At 70.1% G+C, this 19932-nt stretch carries 18 protein-coding genes; 8 read left to right on the top strand and 10 right to left on the bottom strand.

What is annotated here, in order from left to right:
- Position 1: 1 nt before the first annotated feature.
- Positions 2 to 361 carry a hypothetical protein gene (locus tag JQX13_RS05390; RefSeq protein WP_203408001.1) on the bottom strand — a complete coding sequence of 120 codons (360 nt, stop codon included), beginning with the start codon at positions 359 to 361 and terminating at the stop codon, positions 2 to 4.
- Between the two features lie 142 nt (positions 362 to 503).
- Positions 504 to 1121, bottom strand: coding sequence for an ATP-dependent Clp endopeptidase proteolytic subunit ClpP (gene clpP / locus JQX13_RS05395; protein WP_203408002.1), 618 nt, complete (start codon positions 1119 to 1121; stop codon positions 504 to 506).
- A 96-nt stretch (positions 1122 to 1217) separates the two neighbouring features.
- Here clpP and JQX13_RS05400 point away from each other — a divergent pair, with 96 nt between their 5' ends.
- Both JQX13_RS05400 and JQX13_RS05405 read left to right on the top strand, forming a co-directional pair.
- A complete protein-coding gene (locus tag JQX13_RS05400; RefSeq protein WP_203408003.1) occupies positions 1218 to 1904 on the top strand; it encodes a phospholipase D-like domain-containing protein in 687 nt (228 codons plus the stop codon).
- Positions 1905 to 1994: 90 nt separating this feature from the next.
- A complete protein-coding gene (locus JQX13_RS05405) occupies positions 1995 to 2741 on the top strand; it encodes a hypothetical protein (protein ID WP_203408004.1) in 747 nt (248 codons plus the stop codon).
- Positions 2742 to 2756: 15 nt separating this feature from the next.
- Here the strand turns inward: JQX13_RS05405 and JQX13_RS05410 are convergent, their stop codons facing one another.
- A complete protein-coding gene (locus tag JQX13_RS05410) occupies positions 2757 to 3212 on the bottom strand; it encodes a DoxX family protein (protein WP_239014552.1) in 456 nt (151 codons plus the stop codon).
- A 47-nt stretch (positions 3213 to 3259) separates the two neighbouring features.
- Positions 3260 to 4354: a D-TA family PLP-dependent enzyme gene (locus JQX13_RS05415; RefSeq protein ID WP_203408005.1), complete on the bottom strand. Its 1095-nt coding sequence runs from the start codon at positions 4352 to 4354 to the stop codon at positions 3260 to 3262.
- 112 nt (positions 4355 to 4466) lie between these two features.
- On the opposite strand from JQX13_RS05415, the gene JQX13_RS05420 reads away from it, so the two are divergent.
- Entirely contained in the window at positions 4467 to 6107 is a 1641-nt protein-coding gene (locus JQX13_RS05420) for a sigma 54-interacting transcriptional regulator (protein ID WP_203408006.1), read from the top strand.
- An 87-nt stretch (positions 6108 to 6194) separates the two neighbouring features.
- Positions 6195 to 6887: a hypothetical protein gene (locus JQX13_RS05425; RefSeq protein WP_203408007.1), complete on the top strand. Its 693-nt coding sequence runs from the start codon at positions 6195 to 6197 to the stop codon at positions 6885 to 6887.
- Positions 6888 to 6940: 53 nt separating this feature from the next.
- Here the strand turns inward: JQX13_RS05425 and JQX13_RS05430 are convergent, their stop codons facing one another.
- A complete protein-coding gene (locus JQX13_RS05430) occupies positions 6941 to 7936 on the bottom strand; it encodes an SMP-30/gluconolactonase/LRE family protein (RefSeq protein ID WP_203408008.1) in 996 nt (331 codons plus the stop codon).
- Between the two features lie 36 nt (positions 7937 to 7972).
- Positions 7973 to 8554 carry an SDR family NAD(P)-dependent oxidoreductase gene (locus tag JQX13_RS05435; RefSeq protein ID WP_203408009.1) on the bottom strand — a complete coding sequence of 194 codons (582 nt, stop codon included), beginning with the start codon at positions 8552 to 8554 and terminating at the stop codon, positions 7973 to 7975.
- A 159-nt stretch (positions 8555 to 8713) separates the two neighbouring features.
- Between JQX13_RS05435 and JQX13_RS05440 the strand changes: the two genes are divergently transcribed.
- Positions 8714 to 9655, top strand: coding sequence for a LysR family transcriptional regulator (locus tag JQX13_RS05440; protein ID WP_239014553.1), 942 nt, complete (start codon positions 8714 to 8716; stop codon positions 9653 to 9655).
- Between the two features lie 264 nt (positions 9656 to 9919).
- Here the strand turns inward: JQX13_RS05440 and JQX13_RS05445 are convergent, their stop codons facing one another.
- A complete protein-coding gene (locus JQX13_RS05445) occupies positions 9920 to 13495 on the bottom strand; it encodes a serine/threonine-protein kinase (RefSeq protein ID WP_203408010.1) in 3576 nt (1191 codons plus the stop codon).
- 41 nt (positions 13496 to 13536) lie between these two features.
- Positions 13537 to 14934, bottom strand: a complete 1398-nt coding sequence (gene fumC / locus JQX13_RS05450; protein WP_203408011.1) for a class II fumarate hydratase — start codon at positions 14932 to 14934, stop codon at positions 13537 to 13539.
- 113 nt (positions 14935 to 15047) lie between these two features.
- On the opposite strand from fumC, the gene JQX13_RS05455 reads away from it, so the two are divergent.
- The gene (locus JQX13_RS05455; RefSeq protein ID WP_239014554.1) at positions 15048 to 15530 is read left to right on the top strand and encodes an MOSC domain-containing protein; all 483 of its coding nucleotides are present in this window, start codon (positions 15048 to 15050) and stop codon (positions 15528 to 15530) included.
- Here JQX13_RS05455 and JQX13_RS05460 read toward each other — a convergent pair whose 3' ends face one another.
- Together JQX13_RS05460 and JQX13_RS05465 are read right to left on the bottom strand one after the other, a co-directional pair.
- On the bottom strand, positions 15531 to 16097 hold the full coding sequence (locus tag JQX13_RS05460; protein ID WP_203408012.1) for a Uma2 family endonuclease: 567 nt from the start codon (positions 16095 to 16097) through the stop codon (positions 15531 to 15533).
- A 192-nt stretch (positions 16098 to 16289) separates the two neighbouring features.
- Positions 16290 to 16655, bottom strand: a complete 366-nt coding sequence (locus JQX13_RS05465; protein ID WP_203408013.1) for a PspC domain-containing protein — start codon at positions 16653 to 16655, stop codon at positions 16290 to 16292.
- Between the two features lie 249 nt (positions 16656 to 16904).
- Between JQX13_RS05465 and aceB the strand changes: the two genes are divergently transcribed.
- Positions 16905 to 18551: a malate synthase A gene (aceB, locus tag JQX13_RS05470; RefSeq protein WP_203408014.1), complete on the top strand. Its 1647-nt coding sequence runs from the start codon at positions 16905 to 16907 to the stop codon at positions 18549 to 18551.
- 73 nt (positions 18552 to 18624) lie between these two features.
- On the top strand, positions 18625 to 19911 hold the full coding sequence (gene aceA, locus JQX13_RS05475) for an isocitrate lyase (RefSeq protein ID WP_203408015.1): 1287 nt from the start codon (positions 18625 to 18627) through the stop codon (positions 19909 to 19911).
- Positions 19912 to 19932: the final 21 nt, after the last annotated feature.

A 19932-nucleotide genomic window follows, 5' to 3' on the forward strand; every position in this document is an offset into this window, starting at 1 on the left:
CTCACGGACCCGGCGTCACACGGCCCGCGGCGCCACCCACCTCGGTGGCGCCCACGACCTGACGCTGGGCCTGGTCGAACTCGATATCCAGCAGCCGCCCCGAGCCCCGGGGTGCCAGGCCGAAGCGGATCCGCCAGTAGTTGGGGCGGACCTGTACGGCCTCGGCCACCTCCGTCACCTCATAGCCCGAGGAGACGGCGTATTCCTGGCCGATGCGGACGACGTCGCGGTAGCCGAGCTCCTGCTGCACGGTGTTGGACGGCTCCGGGTACATGCGGCGCTCCTGCGTCGGGCCAGCACAGCCGATGCCGAGGAGCGAGCAGGAGAAGACGAAAGCAATGGCGGGACGAAGAGGGACCATGACGGTTCAAAGGTGAGCATGGTCCGTGCCACGAGTGCTCCCTCGCGACGCGACGAGAGCCCCGGTGTCCGGCACGCAAGCGTTGCACCCGCGGGAATGACGGGCCGCAGCGCTTGCGCGGAACGAGGTCCTTCGAGGACGCCTAGCCCTTGGTGGGCGTGGCGGGCGCGGAGGGCGTCAGCAGCTGCTTCGTGACGACCTCGTCGATGATGCCGTACTGCCGGGCCTCCTCGGCACTCATGAAGTAGTCGCGCTCGGTGTCCTTCTCGATACGCTCGATGGAGTGGCCCGTGTGCTTCACGATGAGGCCGTTGATGTACGAGCGCAGACGGAGGATTTCCTTGGCCTGGATGTCGATGTCCGAGGCCTGGCCCTGCGCGCCACCGAGAGGCTGGTGGATCATGATGCGCGAGTTGGGCAGGGAGTAGCGCTTGCCCGTCGCCCCGGCGAGCAACAGCAGCGCCCCCATGGAGGCCGCCTGCCCGACGCAGATGGTCGACACGGGGCACTTGACGTACTGCATCGTGTCGTAGATGGCCAGACCCGCCGTCACCGAGCCGCCAGGCGAGTTGATGTAGAGGTTGATGCCCTTGTCCGGGTCCTCGGACTCGAGGAAGAGCAGCTGGGCGACGATGACGTTGGCCACTTCATCGGTCACCGGCGTGCCCAGCATGACGATCCGGTCCTTGAGGAGCCGGCTGTAGAGGTCGTATGCGCGCTCGCCCCGGTGCGTGGTCTCGATGACGAAAGGGATGTTCATGGCCCCCCAACACTAATGCGCCTTCGACCCGGGCGCCCCCCCGTTCTTTCCAGATCGTACTCCAGGCTACGCTCGGGACCCTTCCCGGGTATCCCCATGAACGCCTCCGACATCGACGCCATCCTCGCCTCCACCCTGGAGGACAGGACCCTCACCCGCACCGAGCGGCAGGCGCTCCAGGCCGTCCTGGACGACCGCAAGGCCGGCGAGGCGGTGCTGGCCCTGTTCCGCTCGCGGGCCTTCGAGCTGGCGCGCACCTCCGTCACCGACCTCCGCGCCCGCGAGGTCATCTCCTGGCTGGAGGACACGATAAAGGCCCTGCTGCCCTCCCGGGAGCTGCGCGAGACGAGCCGGGTGGAGGCCTGGTTCAGCCCCGGGGAGGACCCCCTGAGGGCCATCGTGCGGCTCATCGGCGAGGCGCGGGGCAGCGCGGACGTGTGCGTCTTCACCCTCACGGACGACCGCATCACCCGGGCCCTGATGGAGGCCCATGAGAAGGGCGTCCGGCTGCGGGTGGTGTCGGATGGGGACAAGGCGTTGGATCCCGGCTCGGACATCCACCGGCTGCGCGAGGCGGGCGTGCCCGTCCGGGTGGACCGCACGCAGGCCCACATGCACCACAAGTTCGCCGTGTTCGACCGGATGCGCCTGCTCACCGGGAGTTACAACTGGACGCGCTCGGCGGCGGACCAGAACCACGAGAACGTGCTCGTGTCGGATGACCCACGTCTGGTGCAGCCCTTCTGTCGGGCCTTCGACGACCTCTGGACGGCCCTGGAGTAGCTCCCCCGCCCGCCCTCCTTCCTGGCGGGGCACCCATCGTGGCCAAAGGCCCCATCACCCCCCACCCTGTGCTCCCGGAGGAGGTGCAACATGGGCGTGCTGGGAGAAGCGGTCGGACGGGTCGTGGGAACCCTGTGGAGTCCATCCTTTCGCGTGGCCGCGGAGCTGCGCCACGCCCGCGCCCTCCATCCCGAGGGCATCTGCCTCCAGGCCGAGGCCGTGCCCATCCGGACCGACCCGCCCTTCTCGAGCGTGGCCGAGCGCCTCGCGGGCCCGGCGCTCGTGCGGCTGTCCACCGCCACCTGGCGGGGCGGACGCGAGTGGCCGGACATCCTCGGGGCCTCGGTGCGCTTCCGGCGCGACGCGCGCATCACCGAGGAGGCCTCACCCGAGGACCAGGACGTCCTCTTCGCCACCGCGCGCCACTTCTGGTCGCTGGCCCCCGCGCTCCTCACCACCCGCGTCCACGACTGGCTCCAGAACGACTACTTCGGCATCGCGCCCTTCTCGGTCCTGGGGCTCGGGAAGGTGAAGCTGCGGCTCACCTCGCCGCGCGGCGCGCCCCAGCGGTCCGGCACACGGGTGCAGCGGTTGAAGGACGCCATGCACGCGGGCACCGCCCTCCTCACCTTCGAGGTCTTTCCCCTGGAGGATGGGCTGCCGCACACCTGGACGCCCCTGGCGGACATCCACCTGCGCGAGGAGGTGAGGCTGGATCCGGAGCGCCTGCGCTTCAATCCCTTCCTGGACGGCCGAGGCATCCGGCCCATCGGCTTCCTGCACTCCCTGCGGCTCCCCGTCTACCGGCAGAGCCAGGAGGGCCGCACCGTCCACTGAGCACGGAGCGGCGCTTCAGCGGCGCCGGGCCAACCAGGAGTCCACGGTGAAGCGCGCCTCGGCGGCATGGTGCAGGAGCCACGCGTACGCGAGGGCATAGAAGAGCTGGAGCCCCGCGGTCTCCCACTGCTGCCGCAGACACGTTCCGAACGTGAGGGCCGCGATCGTCACGCCGCCCAGCAGGAGGAACGCCCGCAGGCGCCACCCGAGCAGCATCCCCACTCCCGTCACGAGCTCGAGGAACGGGAGGACGAGCCCGAAGAGGCGCACGCTCCACACGGGCAGGGGCGTCTGGGCGAACCCGTTCACGATGCCCTGCGCGAACCCGGCCGGGTCGCCGACACGCGTGAGGCCATGCATGGCGATGTTGATTCCCAACACCAGGCGCAGCACGAGATGACCGAGCGCGGCGTCGGACAGCGCCGCACGCGAGGTCGTGGAAACCGACTCCTTCGAGGCGACATCATTCATGGCCCCACCATGCCGACCTCGGGGCATGCTGGCAACGCGCATGCGCGCTACACAGGCCCCCGGCCCCGCCCCGTCACGTCCCAGCGTTTCACCACCCGGCCGCCGCGCACGGCCCACAGCTCGTCCTGCAGGTTCACCGAGACGCAGACGTGGTTGGGCACCACCCGCACCCGCTCGCCCACGCGCGGCCTCCACGCCGTGCGCGACAGGTCCAGGATTCCGTGCTCCTCGGAGATCGTCCGCACCACCACCTCGGGCTGGTCCAACAGCGCGCCATAGCCCTCCACGGGCAGTTCCTCCTTGGCCAGCGCCTTGGAGCCCGCGTCGATGACGGCCTGCCCCGGCACCGCCGTGCTCACCACCGTCGCGAGCACCGAGTAGGCCACCTCCTCCCAACCGCACGCGCCCATCCACGCGCTCGCCCGGTCGAAGAGGGGCGTGATGCCCGGACGGACCTCGTTCATCCCCACCACCTCGTGCGAGCGCCACAGGGTGGGCGTGGAGCCGCCACTCACGATTCCCGGCTTCAGCCCCACCGCCCCCAGCGCGTCCAGGAACGTGCCCAGCCGCCTCGACACCTCCGCGAGCACCGGGCCCTGCTCGGCCAGCGGCATGCGGATGTGCCCCGGGTAGAACATCACGCCCTGGTACTCGAGTCCCTCCGCCCCCGAGGCCTCGCGGGCCAGCGCCACGGCCTCCTCCGGCGTCTGCACGCCCACCCGGCGCATCCCCAGGTCCAGTTCCACCAGCACGCCCACGGTGCGCCCCGCCCCACGCGCGGCCTCCGCCAGCCCCCCCAGCACCTCCCGCGAGTCCAGCCCCACCGAGAGCCGCACGCGCCGGGGCAGTGCCATCAGCCGCGCCAGCTTCGAGGCGCCCACGGGCGAATAGGCCAGGAGCACGTCGTCCGCCACCGCGCCCATCACCTCCGCCTCGCGGGGCGTGGCCACCGTGACGCCCACCGCGCCCGCCTGGAGCTGCCTCGCCGCCAGCTCCGGCACCTTGTGCGTCTTCGTATGCGGCCGCCACCGCAGCCCGTGCTCGCGCATGTACGCGGAGGCCTTCGCCAGGTTGCGCTCCAGGCGCTCCTCGTCCACGAGCGCCGCCGGGGTCTCGATATCGTCCAGTGAGGGGAAGCTCATATGGGGCCGTGAAGGTACTCCGCGGGGGCGCGCGTGCCGACCTGAAACGTCGGGACATGGACGACACGCCGGCGCGACACTCCGACACGTCGGTCGACGTAGACTCCAGGCCATGCGGAACCGCCCTGGAGCCCGCGACTCCACCCCCACTGCTCCACCCGTGGCCGATGTCTCCACGGCCATCACACCGCAACAGCCCCTCGGGGAGCAGGGCCCCCACCTCGTCCCCTCGTTGACCATCGTCTCCCATCCCATGCCGCAGCGCGTGGGCGAGCGGCTGCTGCTCGACGCGCTGCTGGCTGGAAGGACGGTGGAGGTCTCGCGCAACAGCCCGGACTTCACCCGGCCCGGAAGTCCCTTCGGCCTGCCTCTGTCGGACCCCTTCGTGAGCCGGATGCCCCTGCGCTTCTCCCCCGGCAGGGAAGGGCGGTTCGTGGTGTCCGTCCCCGAGGGCGGGACGCGCGTCGTCTCGGGAGCGCCCATCCTCGGAAGCTGGGAGCTGTCACCCGAGGCGCTGGTCTCCGGCGTGCCACTCGAGCTCTCCGAGCGCGTGGTGCTCCTGCTGCACCTGGCCGAACCCGAGGTGCAGGAGCCCCGGGACTCCCTGGGCATGGTGGGAGGCAGCACGGGCATCCGCCAGGTGCGCGAGCACATCGCTCGCATCGCCGACCTGAACGTGCCGGTGCTGGTGCGCGGCGAGACGGGCACGGGCAAGGAGCTGGTGGCCCAGGCCATCCACCGCCACAGCCCTCGCCGCGACCGCCCCTTCGTCAGCGTGAACCTCGGCGCCATCCCCAAGGAGCTGGCCGCCGCCGAGCTGTTCGGCGCGCACCGGGGCGCCTACACCGGTGCCACCCGCGACCGCGAGGGCTTCTTCCGCGCCGCCCAGGGCGGCACCCTGTTCCTCGACGAGGTGGGCGAAGCGCCTCCCGAGGTACAGGTCATGCTGCTGCGGGTGCTGGAGACCGGAGAGATGTACCCGGTGGGTGGCCAGACGCCCCTCAAGACGGATGTGCGGCTGATCGCCGCGACGGATGCCCACCTGGAGGAGCGCATCCGCGACGGTGGCTTCAAGGCCCCGCTGCTCCACCGGCTGGCCGGCTACGACATCCGCCTGCCGCCCCTGCGCGAGCGCCGCGAGGACATCGGCCTGCTCTTCCACCACTTCGCCCGCGAGGAGCTCGAGGCCCTCGGCGAGCTCTGGCGCCTCTCGCCCCAGGATGCCCACGCCGCGCCGTGGATGCCCTCCTCCCTGGCGGTGCGTCTGCTCCGCTACGCCTGGCCCGGTAACATCCGACAGCTGCGCAACCTCACCCGGCAGCTCGTGATTGGCAGCCGCGGCCAGCCCGCCCTGCGGCTCGACCCGAGGCTCGCCCAGGAGCTGGACTCCGCCTCGGCCCCGCTCCCGCCCCGCGCGTCCGAGTCTTCCGCTTCCCCGGCTCCCGAAAAGGCGGGCTCGCGCCGCAAGGCCTCCGACGTGGCCGAGGAGGAGCTGCTCGCCGCCCTGCGGGAGCACTCCTGGGATCTCAAGGCCGCCGCGGACCGGCTCGGCATTCCCCGCTCCTCCATCTACGATCTCATCGACAAGAGCCCGAACATCCGCACCGCGGGAGACCTGAGCGCGGAGGAGATCACCCGCTGCTTCCATGAGAGCGGGGGCGACCTGGAGGCCATGGCCCGCCGCCTGGAGGTGTCCAAGCGGGCGCTGAACCGCCGCATCAAGGAGCTCGGCCTGGGCAACTCGGAGCGATGAGCGGCGGACGCGGGCACGGGGGTTGCTATGGACGCGGCCCCGAGTCCCGAAGCGGACTCCCGACACCCCACACGGAGGAACACGATCGTGCCCAATACCTTCGGCATCAAACTGACCACGAGCGGCTTCGAATTCGAGGACAGCAGCTGGGGGGGCAACGCCTTCGAGGGGGACACCTTGTCCTTCTCCCTCGACGGGCTCACCGGCTCCATCACCGTCAGCGTCTACGCCGGCCAGCAGGATTCCACGACCCCTTCGAACGCGTTCCTCCAGGTCTCCGGCCAGAACACGGCCACGGTCGAAGTCTCGGGGACGACCCCGGCGCAGATCGCCCCCGGGGCCTCGAACCAGAATCAGTACTTCACGCTCACGTACACCTGGTCGGACCAGAAGCACTCCAAGAGCTTCAGCGTGAACACCTTCCTGGGGATGGGGACCGCCAACGTCTCACCCTCGAGCGTGGAAGTGACCCGGGGCGCGATCCTCTACTTCGAGAACGCCACCCCCGACACCGTCCATCTCGAGGTCGACAACAAGCATGGCGCTCCCTCGTCCAAGCTCTTCGGGTCGTCACACTTCCACCTGTCGGGTCAGAATGCCCAGCCGAAGAGCGAGACCGTGAGCACGGACGCCCCGGAGAAGACGTACGAGCTCAAGCAGACGTCGAAGAGCGGGGCGAGCTCCCCCATCCACGACACGGGCTCCACCATCTCCATCAAGGTCGGCACGTCGACCCCGCTCCCCGATGACGAGGAGGCCCGGCCGCCGCGTCCCCGCTGAATCGGAGGGCCGTGGTCAGCGCGGAGCGGGTGGAGCCCACCGTCATGGGCCCCTCACTTCCGGGCGGACAGCTCCGTCACCCAGAACGCGTCCGGCACCTTCGCCTCGGCGCCTCGAAGCAGCCGGTCGCGCAGCCGGGCCTCGGTCACCCAGAGCCGGCCATTCGCGTCCACCGTGAGGTTGACGGGGGACTCCATTCCGGAGGCCAGCACCTCGATGGGCCGGGGCCCGGACGCGGTGCCGAGCACGTCGATGCGGACCACGCGCCCATCCCCGCTGCTCGTCGCTCCCTCCAGCACCAGGAGCCGGCCGTCCGGCGCGAAGCGCATCCCGTCCGGGTTCTCCAGCCGGCGCGGCAGTTCCACCTCGCTCACGGTGGGCGGCGCTCCCGCCGAGCCCAGGCGCACGAGGAACAGCCGTCCGGGCCCGTAGGTATTGACGGCGAGTGTCCGCCCATCCGGTGCCAGTGCGATACCGGCGGGGCCGACGCTGCTCATCCCCGCCCCCTTCGCCAGGAAGCGCGCGTCGGACACGTACGTCTCCAGTCGCTCGCCTCCAGGGCGCAGGTGGAGGACGGAGCCCCGGGTGCTGTCCGTCACGTACAGGCCGCCATCCGGCGCCACGGTGAGATCATTGCCCAGGCCGCCTTCCGGGATGGCAACGATTCGCCGCACCTCGCCCGTGCGAGCATCCATCGAGAAGATCCGGGGCGCGCGCCGCCCCAGGGCTCCGCCCGGACGCAGCAGGCCCATGGCATCGGGAGAGGTGCCCCACAGCAGCCCGCGAGCCACATCCAGCCGCAGGCTCGTCACGGCGAAGACCTCTTTCGAGCCCGGGAACAGCACCGTCCAGTCACCTCCCGGAGCCCGGCGCAGGATGCGGCCATTCGAGACAGAGCCGACGAAGAGCGTCCCGTCCTCCGCGTGGGCAATGCCATTGGGATAGGTGAAGCCCGCCGGCAGGGGCAGACGGGTGGTGATCGGGGAGGCCGAGGGAGCGGCGGTGAGCAGGGCCGCGGTGAGGGCTCCAATGAGGTGCAAGCAGTTCATGTGGATGTCATCCCGAGTTGGAATCCTTGCGTCCGATCAGGCCCAGGGACGGTGGCCGGCGATGGCATACCCGCCATCGACGAGGATGTTCTGGCCGGTGACGAAGCGCGCTCCGTCGGAGCACAGCCAGAGCACCACGTCCGCCACCTCCTCCGGGCTGCCGAGCCGGCGCGCGGGCACGTGCGCGATGAAGGGCCGCCGCGACTCCTCCGTCGATAGGCGGCGGAGCATGGGCGTGTCGATGATGCCCCGGACGTTGATGGCGAAGGTGGAGTCGAAGTCCTCGACCTTCGAGTCATGGATGGGAGCGAAGACGCCCTCCACGCCCGCGTTGTTGAAGGCCGCGTCCAGCCGGTCGAAGCGCTCGAGCGTCGTGCGTACCAGCCGCTCCACCTCCTCCGCCTTCGCGACGTCGGTGGGGACGGCCAGGGCCCGCCCGCCCGCGGACTCGACCTCCACGGCCACCGCGTCCAGCTCCGCGCGGCGCCGTCCCGCGAGGACGACCGAGGCTCCCTCGCGCGCGAAGGCCACGGCCGCGGCGCGGCCCATTCCACTGCCAGCCCCCGTGACGCGGGCAACCTTCCCCTGGAACGTCCTGGAAACTCTCGTATCCGTCATGATGTTCGTGCTCCCACGGAGGCGGGAAGTCACAGGGCCTGGATGGCCGCCGCGCCCCCGATGCGTGCAGTGCAGACGTAGCCCGCGGGCCCGGCTCCATCATCGGGGAGCGCGGCACTAGACTCGTGCACCACGTGCAACAATCGGGAGGCGCTCGGCATGGAGCGTGTGGCGATGAGGGACCGGCTGGAAGACATGCTCAGCTTCACCGCGGTGGCGCGGGCCTTGAGCTTCGCGGACGCGGCGCGAGAGCTGGGCATCAGTGCCTCCGCGCTGAGCCGGCGCATCGCGCGCCTGGAAGGTGCACTGGGCACCGCGCTCCTCCGGCGCACCACCCGCCACGTGTCACTCACGGAGGCAGGGACACTGTACCTGGAACGGTGCGCGGACGTGCTCACCCGCGTCGAGGACGCGGATGCGCTCGTCTCCGGTCTGGCCGCGGAGCCTCGGGGCCGGCTCCGCGTGGCCGTGCCCAACCTCTTCGGGCAGCTCCAGGTGGCCCCCTCTCTGCCGGAGTTCCTGCGCCGCTACCCGCGCATCGCGCTGGAGTGCTCGTTCCTGGACCGCTACGTGGACCTGGTCCAGGAGGGCTTCGACGTGGCCATCCGCATCGGCACACTGGCGGACTCCAGCCTGGTCGCCCGCCGGCTCGCCACCAACCACCGCGTCCTCTGCGTGGCGCCCTCGTACCTCCGGGGCCGCAGGCCCGTGACGAAGCCCGAGGACCTGGCCCAACACGCATGCCTCTACTTCAGCCTTTATTCGGAGGGGCTGATGTGGACCCTTCATCGAGGGAACGAGCAAGTGCAGGCGCGGGGGCGCCCGGTGCTCGTCTCGGACAACGCGGAGGCACTGCGGCTCGCGGCGGTGGGCGGCTGTGGCTTCGCGGTGCTGGCCACGTTCCTCGTCGCGGAGGACTTGCGCGCCGGGAGGCTCGTCCGGGCGCTCGACGACTGGTCGATACCCGACACCGGCATCTTCGCCGTCCACCCGCCGGGGCGCCTGGTTCCTTCGAAGGTGAAGGCCTTCGTCTCGTTCCTCGCGGAGCGTTATGCGGGCACCCCGCCCTGGGAGCGGGCCGGAGCGCGCCGGATGGGCTAGTGGCATGTCCACGAAGTCTTTGGACAGAGTCGTGTTGCGCATGCTCCCTCTCCCTCTGGGAGAGGGCGGGGGGTGAGGGTCTACACCCGTGTTCCGCAGCCCCGGTTCACATCGCGGCGCATCCATGCCCCATCACCAGCCGCTGACTCGAGCGCTCGTATGATGCGCAGTCCAGGGGAACACCCTCACCCTAGCCCTCTCCCAGAGGGAGAGGGGACATCCACGGGTTCTCGGACCAGGTCCAAGAACTTCGTGGATACTCCACTATGGCGAATCGGCGCCGGACCGCCGCAGCCACGACAGGAGACCACTCCCTCCGGGCTCCAGGTTGCGGTTGCGTGCGAGCGCCTCGGTGAGCTCCTCCAGCGCCCTGGCACGCAGACTCCGCCGCTCCTCGGCAACGGACTCCCCTTCCGCCAGCTCCGCCAGCACGCTCGCGTGCAGGACGTGCGCCTCCGGCCCTCCGGGTCCCGCCCTCAGCAGTTCCTCCGCCAGTCCGAGCGCACGCTTCAGCACCGGACCGGGTTCACCGTGCGCTCCCCGCAGCCAGACGGCCCACTCCCGGCACAAGTGGGCGAAGCCGACACGCGCCTCCTGGTTGTCCGGCGCCAGCGTGAGCGCCTTCTCGTAGGCCTGTGCCGCCGCCTCGAAATCCCCGGCGCGGGCCCGCCCTCGCAGTGCTCTCCAGCGGGCCTCCAGCCCTCGGAGCTCCCCAAGCCCCTGCCAGGCCTTCTCATCGTTCGGGTCGCGGGCGAGCGCCTCCCGGAGGGCCTCGGACGCACTCGCCAGATTCGCCCCCGGGTCGCGCCCGTGCTCCAGTTCGAAGAGGGCCAGGTTGGTGGAGGCCAGGGCGAGGTTCGTCCACGGCGTCGCGCTGGAGGGAAGCAGCGGCAGCGTCTGCCGGAAGGACTCCACCGCCAGCCGCGTGGCCGGACCGGGCTCCACCCCGAGCCGTGTCTGGTAGAAGGCCCGGCGCGCGCTCGCCTCACCGAGGTTGTTGAGGGCGGCGGGATGTTTCGGCTCCAGCTCCAGCATCCGCGCGAAGGAGGCCCGGGCCTCGTCAAGTGACACGAAGGGATCGCCCCCGTGGTCCCACTCCTCCTGTGCCCGGGCCAGCAGCACCGTGCCCATGCCGTTGAGCAACGCCAGGAAGCGGGGATTGATGGCCAGTCCCTTCTGGTACTGCTCCAGGGCGAGCGCCAGTTCCGGCCGGGCATCCGCCCCCCGCGCGCGCAGGAGCCGGGCCCGCAGCTCGAAGACCTGACCCGCGTAGTAGTAGGGCACCACGAAGCCGGGGTTGAGCGCCTGGGCTCTCTCGAGCGCGGCCCGGGCCTTCTCCAGGTCTCCTTCGGGCGCACTGGCGCGAGGGAGCGAGGCCCGGGAGAAGTACGCCGTCCCCAGGTTGCTCCAGGCCGCCGGCATGCGCTCGTCCAGGGCAATGGCCGCCAGATAGGCCTGGATGGCCGCCTCCCGGTGCGCCGAGGAGTCTTCCCGGAGTTGATCCTCGTAGTCGGCCCACGTGGTGAAGACGAGGCCCCGGTTGAGGTGGAACTCGACGCCCCGTGCCTCCGGGGCGATGCCGTCGAACAACCCGGCCGCCTGGCGCAGGTGCTCACGAGGATCCTCGGAGCGGCCTTCCAGGTAGCCGCCCCAGACCCAGTGGATCTGCGCCAGCTCCAGGGGCGCGTCCGGAGACGTGGGCGCGAGCTCGAGGGCACTCCGCGCCGCCTCCTCGGCCTGCTTCAACGGAGCCCCGACATCGCCGCCCTGGTGGAGCCGGAACTCGGCGAGCCTCCGGTAGAGCCGGGCCTGGAGCACGCGGCTCGGGTAGTGGTCCGGCGCGGCCGTGAGCGCGCGGGAGAGCGCCTCCTGCGCACGGGTGAAGGGAGGCAGGACCTCTCCCTGGCCATACAACTCCGTCATCAGCGCGAAGAACTCGAGGTTCGCCAGGGCCCGGTGGATGGAGGGCACACTCTCGCCGATGCTCGCGGCCTTCGCGTAGGCCCGGCGGCCCGCATCGAAGTCATCCAACGCCCCATCGCGCTCGCCCCGCTCCCACCGCCGCCAGGCACGCGCCACGAGGATGTCGCCTCGCAACAGCGGGGCCTCGTAGAACCAGGGGAGCGCATCCCCCACGGCATCGAGCCGTGCCAGGGCGTCCTCGTAGCGCTCCTCGTAGAAGGCGATGAGCGCCGCCACGTAACCCGCGGAGGGAACGTCCGCCCCCTCGCTCCGCCGGAGGTACGCGAGCGCGGGTTCCCGATAGCGACGCCCGGCCTCGCGCAGACGGGCCTCCCGCTGGTCCCGATCCCGGATCCGCCGTGCCTCGTCGAGCTCCCGCTGATAGATGCGGCCCATCACGAGCGCCAGCGCATAGGCGACCCGGGGCTCCTGGAAGCCGTGCGCCCACGCGGAGTCGAGGAGCTCGCGGGCCTTCGCCTCGTCACCCAGGGCGAGGTAGCCACGCCCCAGGGCGTAATGGCCCGGCCCCACCGCGCGCTCACCCCCCTGGCGGATCTCCTCCTCGAGCCCGGTCATCCTCGCCCGGAGGGCCTCGTGGTCGGCGCGCGTGTCGTGCAGGGGTGAGAGGTCCGAGTAGCGGGCGGCGGACTCGACGCTCGCGACCTGCTCGGTGAAGCGCCGCGCCAGATGTTCGCGCAGCACGGCGTCGCGGCGCTGGAGGCCCGCCCACCCCAGGGCGAACACCACGGCGACGAGCGAGACCGAGGCCACCGAGGCGATGGCGCGGTGCTTGCGGAGCTTCTTGCGCAGACGGTACGCGAGTCCCGCGGCACGGGCCTGGATGGGCTCGCCCGCCAGGAACCGATCCAGGTCCTCGGCCAGGGCACGCGCCGAGTCGTAGCGGGCGGAGCGGTCCTTCTCCAGGCACTTGAGGGCAATGGCCTCGAGGTCCGCCGGCAGGTCCGGATCCAGCGCGCGCGGCGGGCGCGGCTCCCAGTTGGCGATGTTGTTGAGCACCTCCAGGCCATTGCTGCCCGGAATGGGCGGTTGGCCGGTGAGGACGCTGTAGAGCGTGGCGCCCAGGCTGTAGACATCCGCCCGCCTGTCCAACGTCGTCACTTCGCCCCGGGCCTGCTCGGGCGCCATGTAGTGGGGCGTGCCGAGCACCGTGCCGGTGGCGGTCCCCTGCTCGTTCCAGTCGCGCGCCAGCCCGAAGTCCATCACATAGGGCTCGAGGGAGCCCTCCGCGGTGCGTGCCACCAGGATGTTGGAGGGCTTGAGGTCCCGGTGGATGAGCCCCACCCGGTGCGCCTCGTGCACGCCCAGCGCGGCCTCGCGGAGCACCATCGCCTTCTGCTCGACGGTGAGCGCTCGCGCGAGCACGCTGAGCGGCTGCCCGTCGATGTACTGCATGGCGATGAAGACCTTCCCGTCGACCTCACCGACCTCATACACCTCGCACACGCGCGCGTGACGCACCCGGGCCTGGGCGCGGGCCTCGGTGAGGAAGCGGCGGGTGAGCTCGGGGTCTCCATCCCGGACGAACTTGAGGGCCACGTCGCGACGCAATCGGGGATCGTACGCGAGGAACACCCGCCCCATGCCGCCCTGGCCGAGGAACCTCACGGGCTGGTAGCGCTCCCAGCCCGCGACGGGAAAGCGGGGCGCCTCGTCCGGACGGGTGTCCGGGACCGCCTCCCTCACCAGGCCTCGCAGGGACACGAGGCTCTCCTCGGAGAGCCGGCCCCGCTCCACGAGCAGCCGCAGGGGACTCATCCCCGCGCGCCCGGCCTCCTCGCGCAGCGCGTCCACCTCCTCCCGCGAGAGGAGCCCCTCGGCGACGGCCACGCGCAGTTCGACTTCATGCTCCTCGTGCATCCGGGGCTTGCCTCCGTACCAGGCGAAGCCCCAGCCTACTCCTACAGGTTGCCGATCATCTTCTCCGGGCGCACCCACTGGTCGAACTGCTCGGGGGTGAGCAGGCCCAGCTCCACGGCGGCCTCCTTGAGCGTCTTGCCCTCCTTGTGCGCCTTCTTGGCGATCTTCGCCGCGTTGTCGTAGCCGATGTGCGGGTTGAGCGCGGTGACGAGCATCAACGAGCGCTCCAGGTTCTCCTTCAGGCGCCCGAGGTTCGGCTCGATTCCCACCGCGGCGTGGAGCCGGAAGCTGCGCATGCCGTCCGCCAGCAGCCGGCAGCTCTGCAGGAAGTTGTGGATGATGAGCGGCTTGAAGACGTTCAGCTCGAAGTTGCCGGACGCGCCACCCAGCGACAGCGCCACGTCGTTGCCCATCACCTGCGCGCACAGCATGGTGAGCGCCTCGGACTGCGTGGGGTTCACCTTGCCCGGCATGATGGAGCTGCCCGGCTCGTTCTCGGGGATGGTGATTTCACCAATGCCCGAGCGCGGCCCCGACGCCAGCCAGCGCACGTCGTTGGCGATCTTGAAGAGCGCGGCGGCCAGCCCCTTGAGCGCACCGTGGGCGTGCACCAGCGCGTCGTTGGCCGCGAGCGCCTCGAACTTGTTGGGCGCGGTGACGAAGGGGTGGCCCGTGAGACGGGCGATCTCCTGGGCCACGCGCTCGGCGAACCCCTTGGGCGCGTTGAGGCCCGTGCCCACCGCGGTGCCTCCGAGCGCCAGCTCGGACAGGTGCGGCAGCGCGAGCTCCAGGTGCTTGCGCGCGTGCTCCAGCTGCGCCACGTAGCCGCTGAACTCCTGGCCCAGCGTCAGCGGCGTGGCGTCCTGCAGGTGCGTGCGGCCGATCTTCACGATGTCCCGGAACTTCTCCGACCGCTCCGCGAGCACGTCCCGCAGCGCCTGCAGCTCGGGGAGCACGTTGCGCACAACGGCCTCCGCCGCGGCCACGCTCATGGCGGTGGGGAAGACGTCGTTGGAGCTCTGGCCCTTGTTGACGTCGTCGTTGGGGTGCACCTTGCGCCCCTCGCCGCGCTCGCCGCCCAGCAGCTCCGAGGCCCGGTTGGCCAGCACCTCGTTGACGTTCATGTTCGTCTGCGTGCCGCTGCCCGTCTGCCACACCAGCAGCGGGAACTCCTCGTCATGCTGGCCGTCGAGCACCTCGTTGGCGGCCTTCACGATGGCCTCGCCCTTGTCCTTCGGCAGCGTGCCGTTCTCCATGTTGACGATCGCCGCCGCCTTCTTCACCAACACCAGGGCGCGGATGAGGGCCAGCGGCATGCGCTCGGTGGAGATGGCGAAGTTCTGCCGGCTGCGCTGCGTCTGCGCGCCCCACAGGCGATCGGCCGGCACCTCGATGGGGCCGAACGTGTCCTTTTCGATGCGAACGTTCTGGTTGCTCACGTGGCTGCCTCCTCGACGGGAGCCGGTGCGATAACACGGGCCAGACGCCCCCGCCCCCGCGAGTCTCCGCATCCGTCTTGCGGTGGGACGAGGCCACGCACAGGATTCCGGAAGTGGACACTCCCACCGGCACCATCCGCGCATTGCTGCTCGCCCAGGAGCGAGGCACCCCCATGAAGCGCGTCCCCGAGGCCCAGGCCCTCGAGGGCCGGGGTTTCGTGGGCGACCGTCATGGGAAGAAGAAGCCCCACGGCAAGCGGCAGCTCCTGTTGCTGGACGAGGCCTCCCATGATGCGCTGAGGCTCGGGCCCGGAGCGCTGAAGGAGAACGTGGTCATCCACGGGCTGCCGCTGGAGTCCCTGCCGCCCGGGCAGCGTCTGGCCCTCGGCGGCGAGGTGGTGGTGGAGCTGACCGAGCCCTGCGTGCCCTGCTCGAAGCTCGAGCGCATCCGCCCTGGGTTGTTGAAGGAGTCCTGGGGCAGGCGGGGTCAGCTCGCCAGGGTGTTGCGCGGAGGCACGGTGCGGGAGGGAGATGGCGTGCGCCTGCTCGACGTCAACCCCGAGGCGCCCCGCCCCATCCGCCCGAAGCTGCCCTGATCAACGCGCCCAGAGGCGCCCCAACTCCAGGGAGAGCGCCTCGAAGGGCGCGGCATTTACCGTCACCTCTCCCGCGTGCGTGCCCCGCGTCGACCAGCGGCCGTTCTCCAGCCGGAACACCTCCAACGTCCGTATCACTGGATCCACGAGCCACAGGTTCTTCACGCCCTCGCGTGCGTACGAGCCCATCTTCCGGCCCTTGTCGATCGCCGCCGTCGAGGGGGAGAGCACCTCGCAGACCCAGTCCGGCGCGAGCTCGATACCCACCTGCTCGGGTATCTCGGGCATCCACTCGCGATGCCACGCGGCCAGGTCCGGCACCAGGACCTCGCCACCCAGGTGCAACTCGGGCTCGACGAGAAGCACCCAGCCCCCAGGTCCCTCCTCTCCCTCGTCCCGGTCGAACGGGCTCAGTGCACCGATGAGACGAACGGTCGCCCGACCATGTCTCGGCCTCGGCCTCGGGCTGACGTACAGCTCGCCTCCAATGATTTCGCCTACCTGGTTGGGCGGGAGCGCCTCCAGGTCCGCGTATGTGGCTTCGCGCCGGGGCGGCTTGTCCGCCATGTGAGCACCTCTGAAGTCAGGTGGGACAACCGGGGTTCTCTGACTCGTACGCCCAGGATGCACCTGACCTCTGACGTCGTGTCATGCCACGCGTAGGGAACCCGGGATGCCCGTTACCCTCACCCCCCGCCCTCCCCCGAGGGGGGAGGGGGCCGCCTCGGCATTTACAAAATTACCGCGGGCAGGCGGGCTTCAGACCTTGCGCTCCATCCGGGGCTCCTCCACGGCCGAGCCCGCCACCTTCCCCACCCAGCTCATCACCCGCTGCACCGGCGCCCGCCCCATCGCCGTCGCCGGCGTGAGCATCCACAGCAGCAGGTAGACCCCCAGCGCCGACCCGCCCGTCACCACCAGCGCCAGCACGAACGCCACCCGCACCAGCCCCACGTCCAGGCCCAGCTGCCTGGCCAGCGCGAGGCACACGCCCGCCACCACCCGCCCCTCTCCTCCTCGGTGCATCGGCCCCGGCGCCGCCTGCCGCTCGCGGCAGTGCGGGCACTTCGCGGCATCCGCCCGGATGTCCATCCTGCACGCCACGCACTGCTTCGTCTCTTCCATGGCTCCGCTCCTCGTGGAGGCCCCACCCTCAACCGGCCTCACTCCTCCCTACGCACCACGCCTCCCCCCCATTGCAGCCCCCCTTTTCGCTTTTTTCAGGTCGGTCAATTTACAAATTTAATCCCGCTCGTGTTGACATCCTTACAAACCTGTCGACTTTCGATCATAGGGGGTTCACACTTCCTCGGGACGGACACAGATTGGAGCCCGTTGGCGCTTTTTACAACGCACCCCGTCAAGGAGCTTTGCATGGACGCGGCCGTTCCCTCCTCCTCTACGTCGCAACGCACCGGGGGACATCGGACCCTGGGACAGGGAGTCACCCTTCGCGGGGCCTGGTTGCCCGAGTACGAGGCCATCCTCACGCCCGAGGCCGTCGAGTTCGTGGCGAAGCTGGCGCGCACCTTCGGTTCGCGGCGCGAGTCCCTCCTCGAGCGACGCAAGGCCGTGCAGGCCGCCTATGACAGGGGCGAGCGGCCGAGCTTCCCCTCCGAGACGAAGGACATCCGCGAGTCGGAGTGGACCGTCGCCCCGCTCCCCAAGGACTTGCTGGATCGCCGCGTGGAGATCACCGGCCCGGTGGAGCGCAAGATGATCATCAACGCGCTCAACTCGGGGGCCAATGTCTTCATGGCGGACTTCGAGGACGCCAACAGCCCCACCTGGGACAACGTGGTGCGCGGGCAGCTCAACCTGCGCGACGCGGTGCGCGGCACCATCAGCTACACCGCCGACAACGGCAAGCACTACGCGCTCCACGAGAAGACGGCTGTCCTCTTCGCCCGGCCGCGCGGCTGGCACCTGCTGGAGCGCCACCTGGAGGTGGACGGCAAGCCCGTCTCCGCCTCGCTCTTCGACTTCGGCCTCTACTTCTTCCACAACGCGCGCGCCCTGCTGGAGAAGGGCAGCGGCCCCTACTTCTACCTGCCCAAGATGGAGAGCCACCTGGAGGCCCGGCTGTGGAACGACGTGTTCCACCTGGCCCAGGGCGAGCTGGGCATCCCCCGCGGCTCCATCAAGGCCACCGTCCTCATCGAGACGCTGCCCGCCGCCTTCGAGATGGACGAAATCCTCTACGAGCTGCGCGAGCACTCGGCGGGGCTCAACTGCGGCCGCTGGGACTACATCTTCAGCTTCATCAAGAAGCTCCAGGCCGACCCGAAGTTCGTCCTGCCCGACCGCGGGCAGGTGACCATGGACAAGGCCTTCCTGCACAACTACTCGCTGCGCCTCATCCAGGTGTGCCACCGCCGCGGCGTGCACGCCATGGGCGGCATGGCGGCCTTCATCCCCATCAAGAGCGACCCGGCCGCCAACGAGGCGGCGCTCGCCAAGGTGCGCGCGGACAAGGAGCGCGAGGTGCGCGACGGCCACGACGGCACCTGGGTGGCCCACCCGGGCCTGGTGCCGGTGGCCCGGGAAATCTTCGACAAGTCCATGCCGGGGCCCAACCAGCTCTCCAAGCAGCGCCCGGACGTGCGCATCTCCGAGGCGGACCTCATCGCCATGCCCGAGGGCACGCGCACCGAGGAGGGCCTGCGCCACAACATCCGCGTGGGCGTGCAGTACATGGCCGCCTGGCTCGGGGGCCTGGGCTGCGTGCCGCTCTACAACCTCATGGAGGACGCGGCCACCGCTGAAATCTCACGCGCGCAGGTGTGGCAGTGGATGCACCACCGCGTGCCGCTCGCCGACGGCAAGCCCGTCACCCCGGAGCGCTTCCGACAGGTCCTCGCCGAGGAGGTGAAGCGCATCGAGTCCGAGGGCGCCAGCGAGCGCTACGGCGCCGAGCGTCTGAAGGAGGCCACCGCCCTCTTCGAGAAGCTCTCCACCGCGGACAGGTTCGAGGACTTCCTCACCCTGCCCGCCTACGAAGCACTGATGTCCCACGGCTGAGAGGCCGTCTTCAACGAACCGCAGTTCCTTCTCTTCCACGCCGTATCCACGAATTTCAGTGAGGAGCCGAGACATGTACGACGCCGTGACGACGAAGAATGAGGCCTCTCCCCACGCCAAGCTCCACACCCAGCGCTTCGAGGGAATCACCCGCAACTACTCGGAGGCGGATGTCGAGAAGCTTCGCGGCTCCATCCGCATCAGCTACACGCTGGCCGAGATGGGCTCGAAGCGGCTGTGGGAGCTCTTGAACACCCGGGACTATGTCCACGCGCTCGGCGCCCTCACCGGCAACCAGGCCGTGCAGATGGTGCGCGCGGGTCTCGAGGCCATCTACCTCTCCGGCTGGCAGGTGGCGGCCGACGCCAACACCGCCGGGCAGATGTACCCGGACCAGAGCCTCTACCCGGTGGACAGCGTCCCCAACGTGGTGCGCCGCATCAACGCCTCCCTCCGTCGCGCGGATCAGATCGAGCACGCCGAGGGCAAGCACGACCGCTACTGGTTCGCCCCCATCATGGCGGACGCGGAGGCGGGTTTCGGCGGGCCGCTCAACGCCTACGAGCTGATGAAGTCGATGATCGAAGCGGGCGCCGCGGGCGTGCACTTCGAGGACCAGCTGGCCAGCGAGAAGAAGTGTGGCCACATGGGCGGCAAGGTGCTGGTGCCCACCAACAACTTCATCCGCACGCTGACGGCCGCGCGTCTGGCCGCGGACGTGATGGGCGTGCCCACCATCCTCGTGGCCCGCACGGACGCCGATAGCGCCAAGCTGCTGATGAGCGACGCGGACGAGTACGACCACGCCTTCATCGACCGCAAGGCGGGCCGCTCGGCCGAGGGCTTCTACCGCCTCAAGGGCGGCCTGGAGTGCGCCATCGCCCGCGGCCTGGCGTACGCGCCCTACGCGGACCTCATCTGGTGCGAGACCAGCACGCCGGACCTCGACCAGGCCAAGAAGTTCGCCGAGGGCATCCGCGCGAAGTTCCCCAACAAGCTGCTGGCCTACAACTGCTCGCCGTCCTTCAACTGGAAGAAGAACCTGGACGACAAGACCATCGCGAAGTTCCAGCGCGAGCTGGGCGCCATGGGCTACAAGTTCCAGTTCGTCACCCTGGCCGGCTTCCACGCGCTCAACTACGCCATGTACGAGCTGGCCCGGAACTACAAGGACTGCGGCATGGCCGCCTACTCCGAGCTGCAGCAGAAGGAGTTCGCCTCGGAGAAGGATGGGTACACGGCCACGCGTCACCAGCGTGAGGTCGGCACCGGCTACTTCGACAAGGTCGCCGAGGTCATCTCCGGTGGCTGCGCCAGCACCCTGGCCCTGAACGACTCCACCGAGGCCCACCAGTTCTGAGACACGCAGGCGGGGTGAGGG

Source organism: Archangium violaceum (assembly GCF_016859125.1).
GTDB lineage: Bacteria > Myxococcota > Myxococcia > Myxococcales > Myxococcaceae > Archangium > Archangium violaceum_A.

Coding starts and splice junctions, on each gene's coding strand:
- JQX13_RS05465 (WP_203408013.1), bottom strand. CDS start 16,655: ATGGAAGAGACGAAGCAGTGCGTGGCGTGCAGGATGGACATCCGGGCG.
- JQX13_RS05460 (WP_203408012.1), bottom strand. CDS start 16,097: ATGGCGGACAAGCCGCCCCGGCGCGAAGCCACATACGCGGACCTGGAG.
- JQX13_RS05400 (WP_203408003.1), top strand. CDS start 1,218: ATGAACGCCTCCGACATCGACGCCATCCTCGCCTCCACCCTGGAGGAC.
- JQX13_RS05410 (WP_239014552.1), bottom strand. CDS start 3,212: ATGAATGATGTCGCCTCGAAGGAGTCGGTTTCCACGACCTCGCGTGCG.
- JQX13_RS05420 (WP_203408006.1), top strand. CDS start 4,467: ATGCGGAACCGCCCTGGAGCCCGCGACTCCACCCCCACTGCTCCACCC.
- JQX13_RS05435 (WP_203408009.1), bottom strand. CDS start 8,554: ATGACGGATACGAGAGTTTCCAGGACGTTCCAGGGGAAGGTTGCCCGC.
- JQX13_RS05415 (WP_203408005.1), bottom strand. CDS start 4,354: ATGAGCTTCCCCTCACTGGACGATATCGAGACCCCGGCGGCGCTCGTG.
- JQX13_RS05445 (WP_203408010.1), bottom strand. CDS start 13,495: ATGCACGAGGAGCATGAAGTCGAACTGCGCGTGGCCGTCGCCGAGGGG.
- JQX13_RS05390 (WP_203408001.1), bottom strand. CDS start 361: ATGGTCCCTCTTCGTCCCGCCATTGCTTTCGTCTTCTCCTGCTCGCTC.
- JQX13_RS05405 (WP_203408004.1), top strand. CDS start 1,995: ATGGGCGTGCTGGGAGAAGCGGTCGGACGGGTCGTGGGAACCCTGTGG.
- clpP (WP_203408002.1), bottom strand. CDS start 1,121: ATGAACATCCCTTTCGTCATCGAGACCACGCACCGGGGCGAGCGCGCA.
- JQX13_RS05440 (WP_239014553.1), top strand. CDS start 8,714: ATGGAGCGTGTGGCGATGAGGGACCGGCTGGAAGACATGCTCAGCTTC.
- JQX13_RS05430 (WP_203408008.1), bottom strand. CDS start 7,936: ATGAACTGCTTGCACCTCATTGGAGCCCTCACCGCGGCCCTGCTCACC.
- aceA (WP_203408015.1), top strand. CDS start 18,625: ATGTACGACGCCGTGACGACGAAGAATGAGGCCTCTCCCCACGCCAAG.
- aceB (WP_203408014.1), top strand. CDS start 16,905: ATGGACGCGGCCGTTCCCTCCTCCTCTACGTCGCAACGCACCGGGGGA.